The 17,839-nt window shown below is 52.9% G+C and carries 17 protein-coding genes and 1 pseudogene; 2 read left to right on the top strand and 16 right to left on the bottom strand.

The features are described from left to right. Positions 1 to 174 precede the first annotated feature (174 nt). The 14 genes and pseudogenes from C2U68_RS09170 to cutA form a co-directional block, all read right to left on the bottom strand. On the bottom strand, positions 175 to 1,146 hold the full coding sequence (locus C2U68_RS09170) for a GDP-L-fucose synthase family protein (RefSeq protein WP_140912181.1): 972 nt from the start codon (positions 1,144 to 1,146) through the stop codon (positions 175 to 177). 7 nt (positions 1,147 to 1,153) lie between these two features. Continuing rightward, positions 1,154 to 2,275, bottom strand: coding sequence for a GDP-mannose 4,6-dehydratase (gene gmd, locus C2U68_RS09165; protein ID WP_140912180.1), 1,122 nt, complete (start codon positions 2,273 to 2,275; stop codon positions 1,154 to 1,156). Positions 2,276 to 2,361: 86 nt separating this feature from the next. Beyond that, positions 2,362 to 3,969, bottom strand: coding sequence for a VPLPA-CTERM-specific exosortase XrtD (xrtD, locus tag C2U68_RS09160; RefSeq protein WP_140912179.1), 1,608 nt, complete (start codon positions 3,967 to 3,969; stop codon positions 2,362 to 2,364). A 186-nt stretch (positions 3,970 to 4,155) separates the two neighbouring features. Then, on the bottom strand, positions 4,156 to 4,701 hold the full coding sequence (locus C2U68_RS09155; protein WP_260839275.1) for a hypothetical protein: 546 nt from the start codon (positions 4,699 to 4,701) through the stop codon (positions 4,156 to 4,158). Between the two features lie 177 nt (positions 4,702 to 4,878). Beyond that, positions 4,879 to 6,075: a class I SAM-dependent rRNA methyltransferase gene (locus C2U68_RS09145; protein ID WP_140912177.1), complete on the bottom strand. Its 1,197-nt coding sequence runs from the start codon at positions 6,073 to 6,075 to the stop codon at positions 4,879 to 4,881. Positions 6,076 to 6,081: 6 nt separating this feature from the next. Continuing rightward, entirely contained in the window at positions 6,082 to 6,495 is a 414-nt protein-coding gene (locus C2U68_RS21565; protein WP_260839274.1) for a DUF3426 domain-containing protein, read from the bottom strand. Positions 6,496 to 6,621: 126 nt separating this feature from the next. Further along, positions 6,622 to 6,720, bottom strand: a pseudogene (locus C2U68_RS21785) (zinc-ribbon domain-containing protein); the annotation flags it as partial. A 3-nt stretch (positions 6,721 to 6,723) separates the two neighbouring features. Next, on the bottom strand, positions 6,724 to 7,608 hold the full coding sequence (gene prmA, locus C2U68_RS09135) for a 50S ribosomal protein L11 methyltransferase (RefSeq protein ID WP_140912176.1): 885 nt from the start codon (positions 7,606 to 7,608) through the stop codon (positions 6,724 to 6,726). A gap of 57 nt (positions 7,609 to 7,665) precedes the next feature. Further along, a complete protein-coding gene (gene accC / locus C2U68_RS09130) occupies positions 7,666 to 9,009 on the bottom strand; it encodes an acetyl-CoA carboxylase biotin carboxylase subunit (protein WP_140912175.1) in 1,344 nt (447 codons plus the stop codon). Between the two features lie 20 nt (positions 9,010 to 9,029). Continuing rightward, positions 9,030 to 9,473 carry an acetyl-CoA carboxylase biotin carboxyl carrier protein gene (gene accB, locus C2U68_RS09125; protein ID WP_140912174.1) on the bottom strand — a complete coding sequence of 148 codons (444 nt, stop codon included), beginning with the start codon at positions 9,471 to 9,473 and terminating at the stop codon, positions 9,030 to 9,032. Continuing rightward, entirely contained in the window at positions 9,463 to 9,924 is a 462-nt protein-coding gene (aroQ, locus tag C2U68_RS09120) for a type II 3-dehydroquinate dehydratase (protein WP_140912173.1), read from the bottom strand. Before aroQ ends, accB begins: the two co-directional genes overlap by 11 nt. A gap of 114 nt (positions 9,925 to 10,038) precedes the next feature. After that, positions 10,039 to 10,569 carry a TlpA disulfide reductase family protein gene (locus tag C2U68_RS09115; protein WP_186289555.1) on the bottom strand — a complete coding sequence of 177 codons (531 nt, stop codon included), beginning with the start codon at positions 10,567 to 10,569 and terminating at the stop codon, positions 10,039 to 10,041. Continuing rightward, entirely contained in the window at positions 10,566 to 12,791 is a 2,226-nt protein-coding gene (locus C2U68_RS09110) for a protein-disulfide reductase DsbD (RefSeq protein ID WP_140912171.1), read from the bottom strand. The genes C2U68_RS09115 and C2U68_RS09110 overlap by 4 nt, the downstream gene beginning before the upstream one ends. After that, a complete protein-coding gene (cutA, locus tag C2U68_RS09105) occupies positions 12,773 to 13,090 on the bottom strand; it encodes a divalent-cation tolerance protein CutA (protein WP_140912170.1) in 318 nt (105 codons plus the stop codon). Before cutA ends, C2U68_RS09110 begins: the two co-directional genes overlap by 19 nt. A gap of 70 nt (positions 13,091 to 13,160) precedes the next feature. Between cutA and C2U68_RS09100 the strand changes: the two genes are divergently transcribed. After that, positions 13,161 to 13,598, top strand: a complete 438-nt coding sequence (locus C2U68_RS09100; RefSeq protein WP_140912169.1) for an FxsA family protein — start codon at positions 13,161 to 13,163, stop codon at positions 13,596 to 13,598. 51 nt (positions 13,599 to 13,649) lie between these two features. Here C2U68_RS09100 and C2U68_RS09095 read toward each other — a convergent pair whose 3' ends face one another. Continuing rightward, the gene (locus C2U68_RS09095) at positions 13,650 to 13,904 is read right to left on the bottom strand and encodes a DUF2892 domain-containing protein (RefSeq protein ID WP_140912168.1); all 255 of its coding nucleotides are present in this window, start codon (positions 13,902 to 13,904) and stop codon (positions 13,650 to 13,652) included. A 103-nt stretch (positions 13,905 to 14,007) separates the two neighbouring features. Here C2U68_RS09095 and uvrD point away from each other — a divergent pair, with 103 nt between their 5' ends. Continuing rightward, the gene (uvrD, locus tag C2U68_RS09090; protein WP_140912167.1) at positions 14,008 to 16,170 is read left to right on the top strand and encodes a DNA helicase II; all 2,163 of its coding nucleotides are present in this window, start codon (positions 14,008 to 14,010) and stop codon (positions 16,168 to 16,170) included. A gap of 96 nt (positions 16,171 to 16,266) precedes the next feature. On the opposite strand, the gene C2U68_RS09085 is transcribed toward uvrD, so the two are convergent. Further along, positions 16,267 to 17,694, bottom strand: coding sequence for a tyrosinase family protein (locus C2U68_RS09085; RefSeq protein ID WP_140912166.1), 1,428 nt, complete (start codon positions 17,692 to 17,694; stop codon positions 16,267 to 16,269). Between the last annotated feature and the right edge of the window lie 145 nt (positions 17,695 to 17,839).

The raw sequence follows: 17,839 nt of genomic DNA, 5'->3' as shown, positions 1-17,839 counted from the left end.
AAATCACCAGCTCACCAACCCCAAAACAACAGAGCCAGTAAAGCCACCACCAAACCAGGATCCAACTTTCAATCCCAAAGCCGCCAGCAGTGAAGAGCCGCTCATTCTAGCCATAACTCTCCACTCTGTCAACACTTAACTTAATTTTAGCCGTTAAGGTGCGGCGAGAGACGGCTAATGACTCTTAAAGTGCCCCTGATGAGCCAAAAACCATTTATAGGTACTGCTTAGACCTTCTTCCAAACCAATCTTGGGCTCCCACCCCAAAGACTTCAGTTTGGATACATCCATCAACTTACGCGGCGTACCATCAGGCTTACTTGTGTTCCAACTAATTTCACCCTGAAAACCGACGACTCGACCGATAGTCTCTGCCAGTTCTCGAATAGTCACATCCGTACCAGTGCCAACATTCAAATGCGACAACATAGGCTCGGTGCAAGACTTGTATTCCGCCTCGGATAAGCCCATGACGTGTATACAAGCCGCCGCCATATCATCGACGTGTAAAAACTCGCGCATAGCCTTGCCAGTTCCCCACACCTCGACCGTCTGAGCATTGTTTATTTTTGCGTCGTGAAATTTCCTGACCAAGGCCGGAATAACGTGACTGTTCTCCAAATGAAAATTATCATTCTCGCCGTATAGGTTGGTCGGCATGACCGAACGGTAATCAACGCCATATTGGCGGTTGTACGATTCGCACAATTTGATCCCAGCGATTTTGGCAATCGCGTAAGGTTCGTTAGTCGACTCCAGCACTCCCGTTAGCAACGCATCCTCCCGCATAGGCTGCTCCGCAAACTTCGGATATATGCAAGAACTTCCTAAAAACAAAAGCTTACGACAATTCGCCAACCAAGCGGCATGAACGACATTAGCCTCAATCATCAAATTCTGGTATATGAATTCAGCCGGATACTCGTTGTTGGCATGAATACCGCCAACCTTGGCGGCAGCCAATACCACACAATCGGGTTTCTCGGACGCCAAAAACTCGCGAACAGCGGCTTGATCAGTCAAATCCAATTCCGCATGGGTTCGAACCACAATATTCTGATAGCCGGCATCCGATAACTGGCGATATATGGCCGATCCAACCATACCGCGATGACCTGCCAGATAAATTTTCGAATTTTTATCCATTACAAACCTACTCCCTACTGACGGCTACACTATACCCTTGCTTTTTGAGTAAGGCATGCTTCTGCGCCTGCTCCAGATCATACGCCACCATTTCCGCGACCATTTCTTGCAGCGTAATTTGCGGCACCCAGCCCAACTTGTTTTTGGCGTTAGCTGGATCGCCCAACAAGGTTTCAACTTCTGCCGGTCTGAAATAACGGGGATCAATCGCCACGATGTTTTGGCCGACCGTCATTGCCGGGGCTTTGTCGCCGGTAATAGTCTCGACAAACCCTTTTTCGCTAACGCCTTTACCCTCCCAGCGAATAGTTACCCCTAATTCTTTAGCTGACATTTCGATGAATTGTCGCACCGAATATTGCACGCCGGTAGCAATTACAAAATCTTCCGGCTGTTCCTGCTGCAGCATCATCCACTGCATCCGCACATAGTCCTTAGCATGCCCCCAGTCACGCAGAGAGTCCATATTGCCCATGTACAAGCACTGATCCAAACCAATGGCTATATTGCTGAGACCTCGGGTAATTTTCCGAGTTACAAACGTTTCGCCACGACGTGGCGACTCATGATTGAACAGAATACCGTTGCAAGCATACATACCATAGGCTTCGCGGTAATTGACAGTAATCCAGTAAGCATACAGCTTAGCCACCGCATAGGGCGAACGAGGATAAAACGGCGTCGTTTCTCTCTGCGGAATTTCTTGGACCAAGCCATATAACTCGGAAGTCGATGCCTGGTAAAACCGAGTAGTTTTCTCCAATCCTAAAAACCGAATCGCTTCCAACAACCTCAGGGTACCTATTGCATCGACGTCGGCCGTATATTCGGGAGACTCAAACGATACAGCAACATGGCTCATCGCCCCCAAGTTGTAGACTTCGTCGGGACGGATCTCACTGAGAATCCGCGTCAAATTCGAAGTATCGGTTAAGTCGCCATAATGCAAAAAAAACTTCGGATCTTTGATATGCGGATCTTGGTAAATATGATCGACGCGCTCAGTGTTAAAAAGCGAAGAACGTCGCTTGATACCGTGCACCTCATAGCCCTTTTCCAATAAAAACTCAGCCAGATACGACCCGTCCTGGCCGGTAATTCCGGTAATCAACGCTTTTTTAGTACTCACTTAAAGCTCCTTTTCTGTAGGACAACATTCGAAAAATCCAATTTAGACTCAGCCACTTTAAAGCCGACGCAGCTGCTCTTGCTCAATCAACCTGAAGTAGAAACATTTGTAGCTGGAACTATCGTTTTCCCAGGCAAATAATTTCCTAACTCAGGTAATAAATCGCGCAAAAAACTTTGCAAGCGACTGTCAGCCAACGCTATGTCTTCAGCCGTATTCACCGGAGTGACTAATCTTACCAACGCCCCGTCCGTCCGATTCATCATAATAGCATCGTAAAATAGGTACCATTTGACCATGTATTCGTTAGTTATCGTTCTACCCCGTTGTTGAAACCAAAAATATACCAATTGGCGACTGTCGCCTTTTTGAATAACAGCCCGGTTCAATTCAAGCGAATGGCCGTCCAACGCAAATTCAGGAAACTCTTTCTGACCGTAGCTGATGATCTGCCAACCGTCGCCCGGAATACAACTGCGCGGCGAATGCACCGCAGCGCCTTTACGCTGAGACTGATAGTAAGCGCTGTAAAAATTGACGCTATTTTGGGTGCCAGGCCGATTGAAATTGATAATTACGTAATCGGTGAGTTTCAACTCGTTCAGATAGAATTGGCTTAAATAATCATTGCGACCCTGCCAATCGCCTAGCTTAGTCGGAAAATTTAAGAACGCTTTGCGCTGCGGGATTACATCCTCCCTGCCTCTGGACATTTCCGCGAAACTGGCTCCGATAACAAGCAATATTGCAACTACAAATACCGAGCGATTCAATTGTCCGACGGAAAAACCAATGGCCGGAGCCATCCCCCATTCCGCGGGGATCTGCACCAATTCACCGAATGCCAACTTTCTGCCGCTGATCCGACTAAAAACCCACATCTCAATGAACAACAGCACCATACACAACAGAAATACAGCCCAACCTTCAAAATCGTGCAAAAAGCCTTCCGCCATCTCAGTACCCCAATTATCGACCAACACACCAATCACGCCGATACGAAAACTGTTCATGAGGATAGTCAACGGCATGGCCGACAAAAAAATCAGCAGCTTCTGCCAGAACGGCCCTTTAAACAGATAGGCGCACAAGAATGCCAAACTGGCCAGGGGGAACAGATAGCGCAAACCGCTGCAAGCATCAACCACTTGCAACTTATAATTGCCCAAGTCGATAACGTTACCCTCCAGGTATACCATGATGTCACAAGCCCGAATAAATTCGACACCGAGCCAAGACGAAATCAACTGCAATTTCGATGAGAGGTTATTTAAAATGAACTGAGGAAAGGGCACCATGAAGATTAGGAACATTAACGGTACCGCAGACGTCCTAAGCCCCTTGAATCCAAAAGCAGAGATGAATACGCCAACCAATACAATCAGAAAGGCGTATTGCTCCATCGTCTTGATTGTCGCCAGACCACCCAATATAAAAATCAGTAGGCCCAAAACAATCACAGCCAACCCGGGCGTCGATTCTCTGAAGTTTTGTGCCAAGCTCAGCTCGCTACGCCGCATCCAGATCAGATAAACCGTGATACACGGAATGAAGAAACCGTGGCTATACTCCTCAACGTTAGTCCAGGTGTTAACCATTTCGGCCAAGCTGTCGCGAAAGACCAAACACAGCAGCAAAAAAGCTGCACCCCAACAAGACCACACAACGGCCGCTCTAGTATTCTCTGTATTCATTCCGTGTCGACAATAAGAATTGGTTTTTAGACTCTGTAGGTTATGAGAGTTTGCGGCTAATGAATTTAACCAGCCTTCTCAACCACCCATCCCGGTCAAGTGCCGAAAAACTATATAACCCCAGCACCAGACCGACCCGCCATTATCCCTGGGCCGGATTAAGGCACGGTGACAATCGCGGAACCACTAGGCATCCGGGTCGGCGGTAAAAATCGGATTGCTTTTATCCTCTTCATGCAACTTGGCCTTCTCTTCCGGGTAAATGTGCCAAAAAGACTGATCAATAGCACCTTGGGTGTAGCTGTTCTTACGATCATGGGTAAACGGGCACCACCAATTTTCCACCACTTTCACCATGTAGGCATGCCATTCAAACAAACCCACGCTGTAAGGGCAATACCAAGTGCAATTTAAAATCCAAAATAGCTTGGACTGCGACATACTCAACTTGAACGAGCCGTCCATCGTAATCTGGCTTTTCAGATCATAGCGATGACTCGATCTGGCCGGCAAAAAATCGCCCCAGGTTTTGACATTTTGCGCACCGACCAATTTCAGACTGAAGTAGGTGAGATAAGCACTGGCAATGACAAAAGGCAAAGTCAGAATCGGTAAGTAGATGAACAACAAACCGACGGCCCTGGACCACACCGGCATCTGTTTATGATGGCAACCGATATTGACGCGGTCTGTACACGATTCGCAGGCTTTTATGCCCCCTTGGGTAGTCATGTTTGTTTCTCCTCTGTTGTCGTTATTATTATTTGCTCGGCATTGAGCAATTGAAAAATGCTGCGACAGCCCTCGCAGCAGAATTTTTTCGGCCCTTGCACGGTATTCAACTTGAATCCGCCAATCAACACCGGCTGCCCGCACAGATCGCAGCCCGATTTCTGCGCCGGCATCTGGTCAGATACGTGCGCTAACCGCGCAAAAGAACGCTTTCAAATATTCGGTTTCGGCCATCGCCGGATGTATCGGATGGTCCGGGCCTTGGCCACCGGCGGCAAAAAACACCAAATGCCGATCAATATGCCGTGCCGACGATCGCAAAATTTCTTGCAGATTTTCCCGACTCAAATGGTGAGAACAAGACGCCGAAACCAAAATACCGCTGCCGGACAAGACCTGTAACGCCAAATGGTTCAAGCGTCGATAAGCTTCATAACCGGATTTAAAATCTTTCTTGCGTTTTATCAGGGCCGGCGGATCCAATATGATGACGTCGAACTGTTCGCGTTGCTCTCGAGCCTGCTTTAAAAACTCAAACACATCGCTGCGCACAAAACGCATTTTACCGGCGACACCGTTTAACTCGGCGCTGGCTTCGGCCAGTTTCAACGCGCTTTCAGAACTATCGACGCAACAGACTTCGGCCGCCCCGCCCATTGCTGCCGGAATGCCCCAGGCCCCGGCGTAACTGAACAAATCCAGCACCCGCATGCCGCCCACCAACTTTGCCAGCCGGGCACGGTTCTCCCGGTGATCGTAAAACCAGCCCGTCTTTTGACCCTCGGCAACATTCACCAAAAATCGGGAACCGTTTTCCTCGACCACCAAATGCTCCGGCAATTCCCCAAAAACCAACTCCGGCACCAGAGACAAGTTTTCAAGCTGGCGTTGGCCGGTATCATTTTTCAACAGTACCGCTGTCGGTTCAGCCAACTCGCATAAAACCTTGACCACTAAATCCTTGTGCCGCTCCATGCCGGCCGTGGTGATTTGCACCGACAATACCGAGCCGAACCGGTCCACCACCAAACCAGGCAGCCCATCGCTTTCGCCGAACACCCAGCGGTAAAACGGTTTGTCGAACAAACGCTGACGCAGATTCAGCGCCTGGCTCAGCCGGGATTTGAAAAAACTCTCGCCAATTTTCAGATTGCTTTTACGCGTCAACAACCGCGTGCAAATCAAAGCATTGGGATTGACATAGGCTAGTCCGATCGGCTTAGCCTCGGCATCGCATACGGTAGCCAAGTCGCCCGGACTAAATTGCTCCAGCGGTGAACGCCGGCAATCAACCTCATTGCTAAACACCCATAAATGGCCTTGGCGCAAACGTTTGTCTTCGTTCTTTTTCAGAAACAGTTCGGGATAACTCATGCGTATTTACGATAACTTAAAAACATAACCGCCCACCTGAGCCGCAGGTGCGGCGATATGCAATCGAATCGGCAATGTCTGGTCCGGCTTTAGCACAGCGACGCCCGCCAATTGCGGCAATGAAAAAGCCCGCTCCGCAATCGCTTGGCCGTTAAAGCCGAGCAGAGTCAACCTTAACATCGTACCTTCCTGCGACAAAACGGCATGATTGGTGATTGCCGCGCTGAAAACGTAACTATTGTCGGCTTGGCGCTGTAAATCGGTATGCGATACCGATAACTCAAGGTCATTGTTATAACCGGGAGGTCGGCAACCGACCATTCCGCACAATCGCTGCCAATTCGCGGCAACGGTAGGCAAGCGGTAGAGTTTTTCGCCTTCGAAATAAAAAACCTGAGCGAGCAATACAGCGAATGCCATCGCGCCAGCCCATCGCCAGCCCTTGAAACTTGACTGTCCTGGTTTCGCAACGATCCCATTTGGCTCTCTAGAACAATCCGACGCTTCGCTGCCGTCCTCGCTTAACTCTGCCAGACCGTCGAAACGCTGACCGCAACTCGGGCAGGTCAACAATCCTCGCTGCCGACGCAATTGCCCGACCGTTACGGCTTGTGGTGCTTGGCAATTCGGACAGAGGGTGAACATTCGTCAACCGGGCTTGCAAACATCTAGCCGACACCAATCTTCACGACGCACCGGTTCGGCAACCGACAAACCGAGCGCGCGGTAGGCGTCGGCCACCACTTCGGCCTGTTCGTTCAAAATCCCCGATAACACCAGTTGGCCGCCGGGTTTGACCAATTCGGCGATCACAGGCGCCAATTCGACTAACGGTTTGGCCAGAATATTGGCGAGCACCACATCCGCGGCAAACGCCGAGAACTGTTCCGGCAGATAATAGCTGATCCGGTCTTGCACCCCGTTCTTCTCGGCATTGTAACGGCTGGCAGTCAAGGCCTGCGGATCGATATCGATGGCGTGCGCGTATCCGGCGCCCAATAACAAGCCCGCCACCGCCAATATGCCGGAACCGCAACCAAAATCGATCAAGACTTTGCCGTTAGATTCGTGACTAGCCAGCCATTCCAGGCACAAGGCCGTGGTCGGGTGGGTTCCGGTCCCGAAAGCCAACCCCGGGTCCAAGGTCATGCACACCGTATCCGGCTCCGCTCTCTCCTGCCCACTAGGACAAATCCAAAGCTTGCCGCCGAACTTCATCGGCTGAAAATGCTCCATCCACGCCCTTTCCCAAGCCTGATCCTGCAACACTTCCGCCGACCACTCCTGCAAAGGTTGACCGATGAATTGATTGAACAACAGTGACTGCACGATATCCGGATCCGAGTCCAATTCGAACAGTGCCGTCACCCGCGTGCGGCTCCAAACTTTGGTTTGGTCGATAGCCGGTTCGTAAACCGGCTCGTCTTCCGCATCGCTATAGGTTACCGAAACCGCTCCCAATTCGGAAAAGAAGTCCGAGATTTCCGGAGCGGTGGTTTCGTCGGTTACGACCGAAAGCTGATGCCATGCCATAAACAAGCCCTGACTGGAGAATTAAACGGCGTACGCTTTGCCTTGGCCATTTACGGCTTAGTGGATGCCCAGTTTCTTTTCCAAATAATGGATATTTTGTCCGCCCTGAGCAAATGCCGCATCTGCCATGATGCTTTGCTGTAGCGGAATATTGGTTTTGATGCCGTCGATCACCATTTCGCTCAGCGCCGTCTTCATCCGGGCAATTGCGCTGGCTCGATCATCGCCGTGCGCGATCAGTTTACCGATCATCGAGTCGTAATACGGCGGTACCCGATAGCCGTTATAAATATGGGTCTCGCAACGAATGCCAGGACCGCCCGGCATATGGAATTGCTCGATCAGGCCCGGACTCGGCATAAAGGTTTTCGGATCTTCGGCGTTCAAGCGACACTCAATGGCATGGCCGGTGAACGTAACCTGCTCCTGAGTGATAGACAAAGGTTCGCCGGCGGCAATTCGCAACTGCTCCTTGACGATGTCGAAACCGGTAATCATCTCGGTGACCGGATGTTCGACCTGGACCCTGGTATTCATCTCGATGAAATAAAATTGGCCTTTTTCGTACAGAAACTCGAAAGTTCCGGCCCCCAAATAACCGATTTCCCGGCAAGCCTTGGCACAACGTTCCCCCATCAACTGACGCTGTTCCTCGGTGATGCCCGGCGCCGGTGCTTCTTCGACCACCTTTTGGTGACGGCGCTGCATCGAGCAATCGCGTTCGCCCAAATGGATGGCATTGCCGTGCGAATCGGCCAGCACTTGAAACTCGATATGGCGCGGATCCTCCAAAAACTTCTCCATGTACACCGTACTGTTGCCAAATGCGGTACCGGCTTCAGCCTTGGTCATTGCTATCGCGTTCAACAAGGTGCTTTCGGTATGCACTGTACGCATGCCCCGGCCGCCGCCGCCGCCCGCAGCCTTGATAATCACCGGATAACCGATTTCCCGCGCCATTTTTAGGTTGGTTTCGTCGTCGTCGCCCAATGGGTCGCCGTTACCGGGAACGCATGGAATACCGGCCGCTTGCATCGCTTTCTTCGCAGAGATTTTATCGCCCATCATCCGAATGGTATCCGGCTTGGGCCCGATAAATACAAATCCGCTCTGACTGACTTTTTCCGAAAAATCGGCATTTTCCGACAGAAAACCGTACCCAGGATGAATCGCCTCGGCATCGGTAACTTCGGCAGCACTGATGATGGCCGGGATGTTCAGATAGCTGCCGGAAGAAGCCGCCGGGCCGATGCAAACCGCTTCGTCGGCCAGACGCACATGCTTCAGGTCGCGGTCCGCTTCGGAATAGACCGCCACAGTTTTAATACCCAACTCGCGGCAAGCCCGCAAAATGCGCAATGCAATCTCGCCACGATTGGCGATAACAATTTTTTCAAACATAAGCCAAGCCTCGAAACAGGTTATTCGATAATGAATAGAGGCTGGCCGTATTCGACCGGATGACCATTCTCCACCAGAATCTGCTTAACCTTGCCGCTTTTGTCGGCTTCGATCTGATTTAGAATTTTCATCGCTTCAATGATACACAAGGTCTGACCAACGCTAACGCTTTGACCGACTTCGACAAACGCAGCCGATCCGGGCGAAGCGGAACGGTAGAACGTGCCGACCATCGGCGATTTGACGGCGTGGCCGCTGATTTTCTCTTCCGCCGGAGCCGCAGCGGGCGCTGCCGCTGCAGGAGCCGGTGCAGCCGCTACCGGCGCAGGAGCTGCATATTGCATCGGCGCAGCCGCGGAGTAGCGGCTGATGCGTACCGACTCTTCGCCTTCGCTAATTTCTATCTCAGCAATATCGGATTCTTCGATAAGATCGATTAATTTTTTTATTTTTCTAATATCCATCGTTCTGAGTTCTCTCTTGTAATAACTGATGAGCGGCTTGAACAGCCAATTCGTAACCGGTAGCCCCTAATCCGCAGATAACGCCGACGGCGATATCCGAAAAATAAGAATGTCTTCTGAAAGGCTCGCGGGCATGCACGTTCGATAAATGAACTTCTATGAATGCAATCTTGGTAGCCAGCAGGGCATCGCGAATCGCCACGCTGGTATGGGTAAACGCAGCAGGATTGATGATGATGAAATCGACACCTTGCCGGTAAGCTTGATGAATCTGTTCGACGATTTCGTGTTCGGCGTTGCTCTGCCAAAAACTCAGCTGATGCCCCAACGACCGCGCCAAACTCTCAACGCTGCCCTGGATATCCTGCAAAGTTTTGCTGCCGTATAACCCCGGTTCCCGAACACCTAACATATTCAAATTGGGTCCGTTCAGAACGGTAAGGATCGCCATGAAAATATCGAACAAGAAAGAATCAAATAAAGCGAAATTCTGCCTAATTCGCAGGTTTTTGTCCAGATAAACCGCTTTCTAGCCGTCTAAGCAACGCTTTCCCTGTATTTGGCGTTAATTAGGCTGCAGTAGCGGCTCAATGACTTCCAGGATTTTTTCCCTGGACAATTCGCCTAATTGGCGGTGCACGATTTTGCCTTGCGGATCGACAATCACGGTAAACGGCACGGTATTGATCAAGTTACCCAAGCGCTGCGCCAACATCGCCGCGTCCTCGCCGCCGATCAGCAGCGGATAATTGACCTTCACCTGACTCTGGTAGTCCAACACCGGCTGCTTATCTTCCAGGGCAATACCGACAAATTGCACGCCGCGATCTTGATATTCGGCCTGCAATTTAACGAACTCGGGGATCTCCTTCAAACAGGGAGGACACCAGGTCGCCCAAAAATTGACCAGCAAAATCTTGCCTCGCCATTGCGCTATCGACTGCGGCACGTCCTGCAAATCCGGCAGGCTGAAATTCAACTCCGGTCCGGGCTCGGTTGTTGCAGGCGGGGTTTGGTCCCGGTACCCGTAAAAAGCGATACCCGCGACGACGGCTATTAACGCAACCAAACAAAAAACCAGTATTTTCCGCTTCATAATTGCTGCAAAGTGTTCAAAAAAGTGGCGGCATCCTGATAGCCGATCACGCGCATGCCGCTACGCTCATGGCCATCTGCGCCGAAGAAGATAATGCCGGGCGGCCCGATCAGATCGAAGCGTTTCAACAAGGCCTGGTCCGCTTCGTTGTTGGCTGTGACATCGGCCTGCAACAATACGGTATTGGCCAAGCGTTGTTTTACGCGCGGATCGGTGAAGGTATAAGCCTCCATCTCTTTACAGGACACGCACCAGTCCGCATAAAAATCCAACATCACGTTGCGACCGCTGGCGGCGGCTTGCTGTATCCGCTGCTCGAGTTCCGGCAGGTTCGCCACTCGCTCAAAGCGCAGCCCCTCCGGTTCAGACTTCGAGCCACCACCGCCAGCCAAGCCTTGCAGCGGCTGCAATGGATTGGAATTGCCGGCGCTCAAGCCGATCAGTTGTAAAATGCCGAACACCAGCATGACCAACCCCAGGCCTTTCCATAACTTGCGCCAACCGCCGGCGGCTTCCGGCAATGGCTCAATCGCGCCAAGATAGATAGCCGGAATCACCAACAGCAAAGCCCACAACAGCATCGCCACGGAGGCCGGCAAAATACGCGACAGCATCCAGACCGCCACCGCCAACATCACCACACCGAACACGGCCTTGGTCGAATTCAGCCAACTGCCGGATTTAGGTAACAACTTGCCCGCCGACGCACCGAGCAACAACAACGGCGCCCCCATGCCCAAGCCCATCGCGAACAGGGCCGCTCCGCCCAGCACCGCATCGCCGGTCTGGCCGATGTAAATCAATGCCGCTGCCAACGGCGCCGCCACACACGGCCCGACGATCAGCGACGACAAAGCGCCCATGATTGCCGCCCCCCAATAAGAACCGTCTCGATGGCGATCGCTAGAGCGATGCAGCATGGTTTGAATCGACTTGGGCACTTCCAAATTGTAAAAACCGAACATCGACAAGGCCAGCAACACGAACAAGCCGGAGAAGGTCGCAATCACCCAGGGCTCTTGAAACGTTGCCTGCAAATTACTGCCGAACAGCGCGGCCAGAATGCCGAATGCGGTGTACATCAACGCCGAGGCCAAGACGTAACTCAAAGACAACAAAAACCCTTTGCGGACGCTGACCTGATGGCCGTGGCCAACGATAATCCCGGACAAAATCGGGATCATCGGAAACACGCACGGGGTAAAAGCCAGCAGTAAACCGAAGCCGAAAAAGCTGAGCAAGGTTAACGCCAGACTGTCGTGGCGCAAAGCATTGACGATCCGGTCTTGCTCCGACTCCCGCGGGTTGGCTGCCGCCGGTTCAACCGGTAACGAACCCGCCTCCGGCAAATCCAGGCTGACCGTCTGCTGCATCGGTGGATAACACACGCCGCGGTCGGCGCAGCCCTGAAATTTTGCCAGCAATTGGACGGTTTCGGCCGCCGATTGGCCGCGTATTAACGGCACATCGACATTAACCTGGTTACGGTAGATCTGCACTTGGCCGAATTCGGCATCGTGGTAGGCATCGCCTTCAGGCAGCGGGAGTTTGCCCAATTGCGCCGTCGTCGGCACCTGTAGCGCCAACGACAATTTGTCCTTGTACAGGTAATAACCGTCCGCAATCAGCCACGAGGCCTGCAGGGTATGCCCATCCTTGACGCTGGCAAAAAACCGGAAGGCTTGTTCGGCCGGCAACAAGTCTGCGGAAAATACATTGGCCGTCAAACCTTTCAAGCCCTTGACGAATTGTTGCACCGTTTCGCCGCCGACGACCGCCGCCGTTGGCGCTGCCGGCAAACCGATATCCAGCACCACTTTTTGCGGCGGGTAGCAAACGCCGGCGTCGGCACAGCCTTGATACTTCACCAGCAGTTTGAGCTTAGGCAAACCCTTGTCGTTTACCAGCGGCAACCCTACCTGCAACGAATTGCGGTAGACCACGACATCGCCCAAGCTGGGATCGTGTTCGCTAGCACCTTCGGGCATTTGCGCCTGACCCAGCACGATGCCCTCGGTCTGCGACTGAAACTTGGTCTTGTCCCGGTACAGGTGGTAACCGTCGGCGATCTGCCAGTTAAGCTCGACACTATTGGCGCTTTGAGCGCTTGCGCTTAATTTAAACGCCTGCTCCGCCGGCAAAAAATCCTGGCTGTCTTCAGCCGCGACCAGCGATGACAACGTGACTAAAACCCAGAAAAAAATCAAACGCCAATCAAACATGAATTTATCCATTGCAAATAATCCTGAGACCCGCGTTCAATGTCGAGCGCGATAATTTCCGGAACTTCATAAGGGTGGAGTTTTTTCACGGCAGCTTCGATTGCCGGATAACGGTCCTGCCGACTCTTGATCAGCAGCAAATGTTCCTGAGCGGTTTCTATTTGGCCTTGCCATTGGTAAACCGAACGGACGCCGGGCACGATGTTGACGCAAGCCGCGAGCTTTTCGGCGATGAGCGCATGCGCCAAATTTTCGGCGCAATCCGCATCGGGACAGGTACAGAGTATCAATTGGTACATCGCGATATTATCCTGGAATTTCTACTGGGATGCTCTTAGTATTAGCCGCTTTTTTCCCGGCCAGCTCACCATGAAAATCATGCACGCCCTGTTTCTGACTTTTCTGATCGTACCGTTTGTGGAAATTTACCTGTTGTTGCAGGTCGGTAGCGTCATAGGCACCTTTCCGACCGTGCTTTTGGTGGTGTTGACCGCGACCCTGGGAGCATGGCTACTACGGCAACAGGGCTTTGCAACCTGGAACCGGTTCCAGAACGGCTTGAGACAAGGAGAAATTCCGGCTTATGAAATGGTGGAGGGCCCGGTCTTGTTGGTCGGTGGGGCCTTATTACTGACGCCGGGATTCTTTACCGACTTATGCGGCTTCGCCTGCTTGATTCCGGCGGTCCGGCGAAAAATAGCCGATTATCTGATCGAGCGGCATTTATCCACCACCCAGGCTGGTTCGATATTCCGACACACTGCCCGCGACCGGTCTGTGATTGACGGCGAATACGAGAAACACTAAAAATGACAGCAGCCTGAATTCGCGCCATCGCGAATTCAGGCTGTCCCGCATTTATTGGCCGTTGTCGGTGCTGGCATCGGTGGCGGCAAAACCGCCGCTCAGCGTGTTTTTTCCAAAACCTGAATACGCCGGGCACCAGCCGGAGTAGCTGGTAGCGACCAACACCAAACCGACCAGCAGCATTAACACGCTGGCGGTAAACAAAGACACGCTCAGCAAAACCACTCCTGAAACCATGCGCACTTTTTTGTCTTTATCGCCGATGTTGTGCTCAAACTTGACCAAACGTTTATAATCGAAGCTCATTTCCAATCCTCTCTGTGTTGTATTTATTTAGTCCTGACGCAAGGCTCTCCCTTTAAAGGCAAGCAAATATACACAGCTCCCCGAAATCTGCAAGCTATAAAAAATGGATGTCTCTTCTATCATTGCCCCGTTAAACGACCAGCAACGTCTGGCCGTTTCGGCCCCTTCCCAAGCCATGCTGGTGCTGGCCGGCGCCGGTAGCGGCAAAACCCGGGTGCTGGTACACCGCATCGCCTGGCATATCAAGATCAACCACGTCTCGCCCTACCACATCCTGGCGGTAACCTTCACCAACAAGGCCGCCAACGAGATGCGCGGCCGGATCGAGGATTTGCTGAACACCTCTGCCCGCTCGATGTGGATCGGCACTTTTCACGGTCTGGCCCACCGCTTGCTCAGGCAACATGCCAAGCAAGCCAAACTGCCGGAAACGTTTCAAGTGATGGACAGCGACGACCAATTGCGCATCGTCAAACGCCTGATCAAGAATCTGAACCTGGACGACAGCAAATGGCCGCCGAAACAAGCGCAATGGTTCATCAATGGGCAAAAGGACGAAGGCATCCGCGCCCGCCACATGCAGGACAGCGGCGATTTTTACCTGAGGCAGATGCGCCAGATCTATTTGGCTTACGAGGAATTGTGCGATCGCTCCGGCTTGGTCGATTTCGCCGAACTGCTGCTCCGCGCCCACGAACTGCTGCGCGACAATGCCGATTTATTGAGCTTTTACCGCGAGCGGTTCCAGCAAGTCCACGTCGACGAGTTTCAGGACACCAACACCATCCAATACGCCTGGCTGCGGCTGTTAACCGAAGGCAACAACAACCTGTTCGTGGTCGGCGACGACGACCAATCGATTTACGGCTGGCGCGGCGCCAAGATCGAGAATATCTACGCCTTCCAAAAGCACTATCCGCAACACGGCGTGATCCGCCTGGAACAGAACTACCGCTCCAGCGGCCACATTCTGAAAGCCGCCAACACGCTGATCGCCAACAACGACAACCGGATGGGCAAGGAGCTGTGGACCGACGCCGGCGACGGCCACGCTCTGGCCTTGTACTCTGCGTTCAACGAACAGGACGAAGCCTATTTCGTCGTCGAAAAAATCCGGCAATGGGTGCGCGACGGCGGCCTACGCAGCGAGACGGCGATTTTGTACCGTTCCAACGCCCAATCCCGCCAGTTCGAAGAACGTTTGATGACCACCGCCACCCCATACCGGGTTTACGGCGGCCTGCGCTTTTTCGAACGGATGGAGATCAAGAACGCCCTCGCCTATCTGCGCCTGTCCAGCAACCCGCACGACGACGCCTCGTTCGAACGGGTCGTCAATACGCCAACCCGCGGCATCGGCGCCAAAACCCTGGACGACATGCGACTCCTGGCCCGCGAAAAGCAATTGTCCTTGTGGCAGGCGGCGCAGGCCATGCTGGAACAAAACCAGTTGCCGGCCCGTGCAGCCAACGCGCTGCGCGGCTTCATGACTCTAGTGCTTGAGCTGGCCCGGGCTACACAGGATTGGAGTCTGCACGAAACCGTCAAACATATCGTCGAAACCAGCGGCCTGATCGAACTGTATAAAAAGGAAAAGCAGGATAAAGGCGAAGCCCGGGTGGAAAACCTGGAAGAGTTGGTCAACGCCGCCCGATTGTTCGACTATGATCGCGAGAATGCGGAAAACCTGTCTGAGCTGGACATGTTTCTGGCCCACGCCGCGCTGGAAGCCGGCGAAATGCAAGGCGAAGCCGACGAGGATTGCGTGCAGTTGATGACGCTGCATTCCGCCAAGGGCCTGGAGTTCAAGCTGGTGTTTCTGGTCGGCATGGAAGAAGGCCTGTTTCCGTCGCAACAGGCGCTGGACGATCCCGGCCGGTTACAGGAAGAACGCAGACTATGCTATGTCGGCATCACCCGTGCCATGCAACAACTGTATTTGACCCACGCCGAATCGCGCCGGCTATACGGCAAAGACAGCTATCCGCGGGCCTCGCGCTTTTTGCGCGAATTGCCGCAGGAATCGATACAGGAAATCCGCTTGCGCGCCAACGTCACCCGCCCTGCCGCCGCTGCGCCGTCGGCATCCGCCACTCTGGGCGGTAGCAGCTTCAAACTCGGCCAAACCGTCCGCCACGAGAAATTCGGTGAAGGCGTCGTACTGCAAACCGAAGGCGAAGGCGATCAAGAGCGGGTACAAATCAATTTCCGCAACGCCGGCTTGAAGTGGCTGATGTTGGCTTATGCCAAATTGGACAGGCTATAAGCGAATTTTGCGGCAGAATTGATGCCGACGCCTGGTCAATTTTAGTTCGGAAGAAGCGTTAATTCCGGCATCGGTACCTTTCCAATTCCGCTCTCACTAGCGAGTCACCGAAATTCCGTAAGCCCCGGTACCGGTTGGACTGTAATGACGCACCCTAACGAAATACTGACCGGGCAGCAGGACCCGAACAATTTGCGAATTAGTGCCGGGTCCGCTATCGTCGTCTTGCGTCACAAAACTGGTTTGGCTGTTGGGTCCATACAGACTGATAAAGGTATCTGTCGAACCGGATGTCGTAATCGTATGGCTGACGGCAGCGGAAACCATAAAGGTATATACATCGCTTTCGTTCGCAGCGGCGATATTGCCTTGCACCACCGGGCCGTTGACCAAGATTTCCGGCAACCCAGGCGGTGGATTGGGCGATAAATTGCCGCCCACTGCAATCCCGTATGGACCGGTGCCGCCAGCCTGATAATGGCGCAGCTCGATAAAATAGGTACCTGCCGATAACTGGGTTTCGATTCGAGCATTGGTTTCAGGGCCGCTATCGTCGTCGCTGGTAACCAGATCGGTCTGATTGTTAGGCCCGAATAGCGACATGAATACATCGGTTGGCCCACTTGTTTCCAGCGTATAGATCCCGGCTGTCGGCGCCAAAAAGCGATACCAGTCGCGCTCGCTGGCGAGTCCGATATTGGCCGGCCGCGGAGCCGCCCCCACCGTCAAATCGATAATTTGCTGAGGTTGCGCCAATTCGTCGTCGTAGCTGTATCCCAGGGTCGTATGGTTAATAACACTCCCCGGCGTCGGTGGCGACACTTCATTTTGCCAGGGCTCTAGCGGCGTGTTCAAATTGAAATTGGCATCGCCTTGGAACGCTGCCTGATCAGGGTGTTGGCGTTGCCACAGCGCCCAAAGCCGATCTACATTGCAATGCAAAAGAAAAAAGATCGGATCGTTGGGCGAACTGGCGGTACCCGCGGCACCGCCGACCGACGTATGCACCGTGTTATGGCTTTGGTTCTCCGCGTTGCGCACGAATACTCGATAAGGCACGCTAGCCAATACGGCACGCACGGTATTGGCGGTGGGTAACTGACTGAGTTGCAGGTCGCGAGTAAGTTCGACGGGATCGCTGGGGGAATCGCGCTCAGTCAACGGCCACCGACCGCTACCGAATGCGAACGGGCCGTTTTGCACTGCGCCGCCGCGCGGAACGCCGTTGCCGCCCATGAAATCATCATCCCAAAGACTCGAGTTGGCGTTACGGTCGGTAGTCCAATCCCAATAGGGTAAGCTTACCGAGGCGTCAATAGCCTGCAGGTCAAGTTCAAGTCGCCGCAAAAACTCCCGGTGCCATGGCAAAAACAACACGCTGCGATGAATCCCACTGTTGAATAGCTCACGGTGATGACGCACATATCGGTCGTAGACGCCGTTAGCTTTGAGTTGCAAAAGAGCGGCAATGAAACGCGCCTTTTCGTCCGGCGTTAATGTGGTGTGATTTTTTCGGATACCCATGGCAGATCCTCCTCTGAGTAACTACGGTAAGCTCACATTTTGAGCATCGTCACTCTAAAACAATCGTCGCGACTTGTCATGGCACCCGCGTACCGGTACGAAAGTACCTGGTAAGTCTATGAACTTACAGCGCGATATTCGGTGG

The sequence above is a fragment of the Methylomonas koyamae genome (assembly GCF_006483455.1).
Taxonomy (GTDB): Bacteria; Pseudomonadota; Gammaproteobacteria; order Methylococcales; family Methylomonadaceae; genus Methylomonas; species Methylomonas koyamae_B.
The sequence above is the reverse complement of the archived record's forward strand: the minus strand, read 5'-3'. Positions and strand labels throughout refer to the sequence as shown.

Excerpts from the sequence above, each read along its gene's own strand:
- C2U68_RS09170 (WP_140912181.1), bottom strand. The coding sequence starts at position 1,146 with ATGGATAAAAATTCGAAAATTTATCTGGCAGGTCATCGCGGTATGGTT.
- xrtD (WP_140912179.1), bottom strand. The coding sequence starts at position 3,969 with ATGAATACAGAGAATACTAGAGCGGCCGTTGTGTGGTCTTGTTGGGGT.
- C2U68_RS09155 (WP_260839275.1), bottom strand. The coding sequence starts at position 4,701 with ATGACTACCCAAGGGGGCATAAAAGCCTGCGAATCGTGTACAGACCGC.
- C2U68_RS09145 (WP_140912177.1), bottom strand. The coding sequence starts at position 6,075 with ATGAGTTATCCCGAACTGTTTCTGAAAAAGAACGAAGACAAACGTTTG.
- C2U68_RS21565 (WP_260839274.1), bottom strand. The coding sequence starts at position 6,495 with ATGGCATTCGCTGTATTGCTCGCTCAGGTTTTTTATTTCGAAGGCGAA.
- prmA (WP_140912176.1), bottom strand. The coding sequence starts at position 7,608 with ATGGCATGGCATCAGCTTTCGGTCGTAACCGACGAAACCACCGCTCCG.
- accC (WP_140912175.1), bottom strand. The coding sequence starts at position 9,009 with ATGTTTGAAAAAATTGTTATCGCCAATCGTGGCGAGATTGCATTGCGC.
- accB (WP_140912174.1), bottom strand. The coding sequence starts at position 9,473 with ATGGATATTAGAAAAATAAAAAAATTAATCGATCTTATCGAAGAATCC.
- aroQ (WP_140912173.1), bottom strand. The coding sequence starts at position 9,924 with ATGGCGATCCTTACCGTTCTGAACGGACCCAATTTGAATATGTTAGGT.
- C2U68_RS09115 (WP_186289555.1), bottom strand. The coding sequence starts at position 10,569 with ATGAAGCGGAAAATACTGGTTTTTTGTTTGGTTGCGTTAATAGCCGTC.
- C2U68_RS09110 (WP_140912171.1), bottom strand. The coding sequence starts at position 12,791 with ATGTTTGATTGGCGTTTGATTTTTTTCTGGGTTTTAGTCACGTTGTCA.
- cutA (WP_140912170.1), bottom strand. The coding sequence starts at position 13,090 with ATGTACCAATTGATACTCTGTACCTGTCCCGATGCGGATTGCGCCGAA.
- C2U68_RS09100 (WP_140912169.1), top strand. The coding sequence starts at position 13,161 with ATGAAAATCATGCACGCCCTGTTTCTGACTTTTCTGATCGTACCGTTT.
- C2U68_RS09095 (WP_140912168.1), bottom strand. The coding sequence starts at position 13,904 with ATGAGCTTCGATTATAAACGTTTGGTCAAGTTTGAGCACAACATCGGC.
- uvrD (WP_140912167.1), top strand. The coding sequence starts at position 14,008 with ATGGATGTCTCTTCTATCATTGCCCCGTTAAACGACCAGCAACGTCTG.
- C2U68_RS09085 (WP_140912166.1), bottom strand. The coding sequence starts at position 17,694 with ATGGGTATCCGAAAAAATCACACCACATTAACGCCGGACGAAAAGGCG.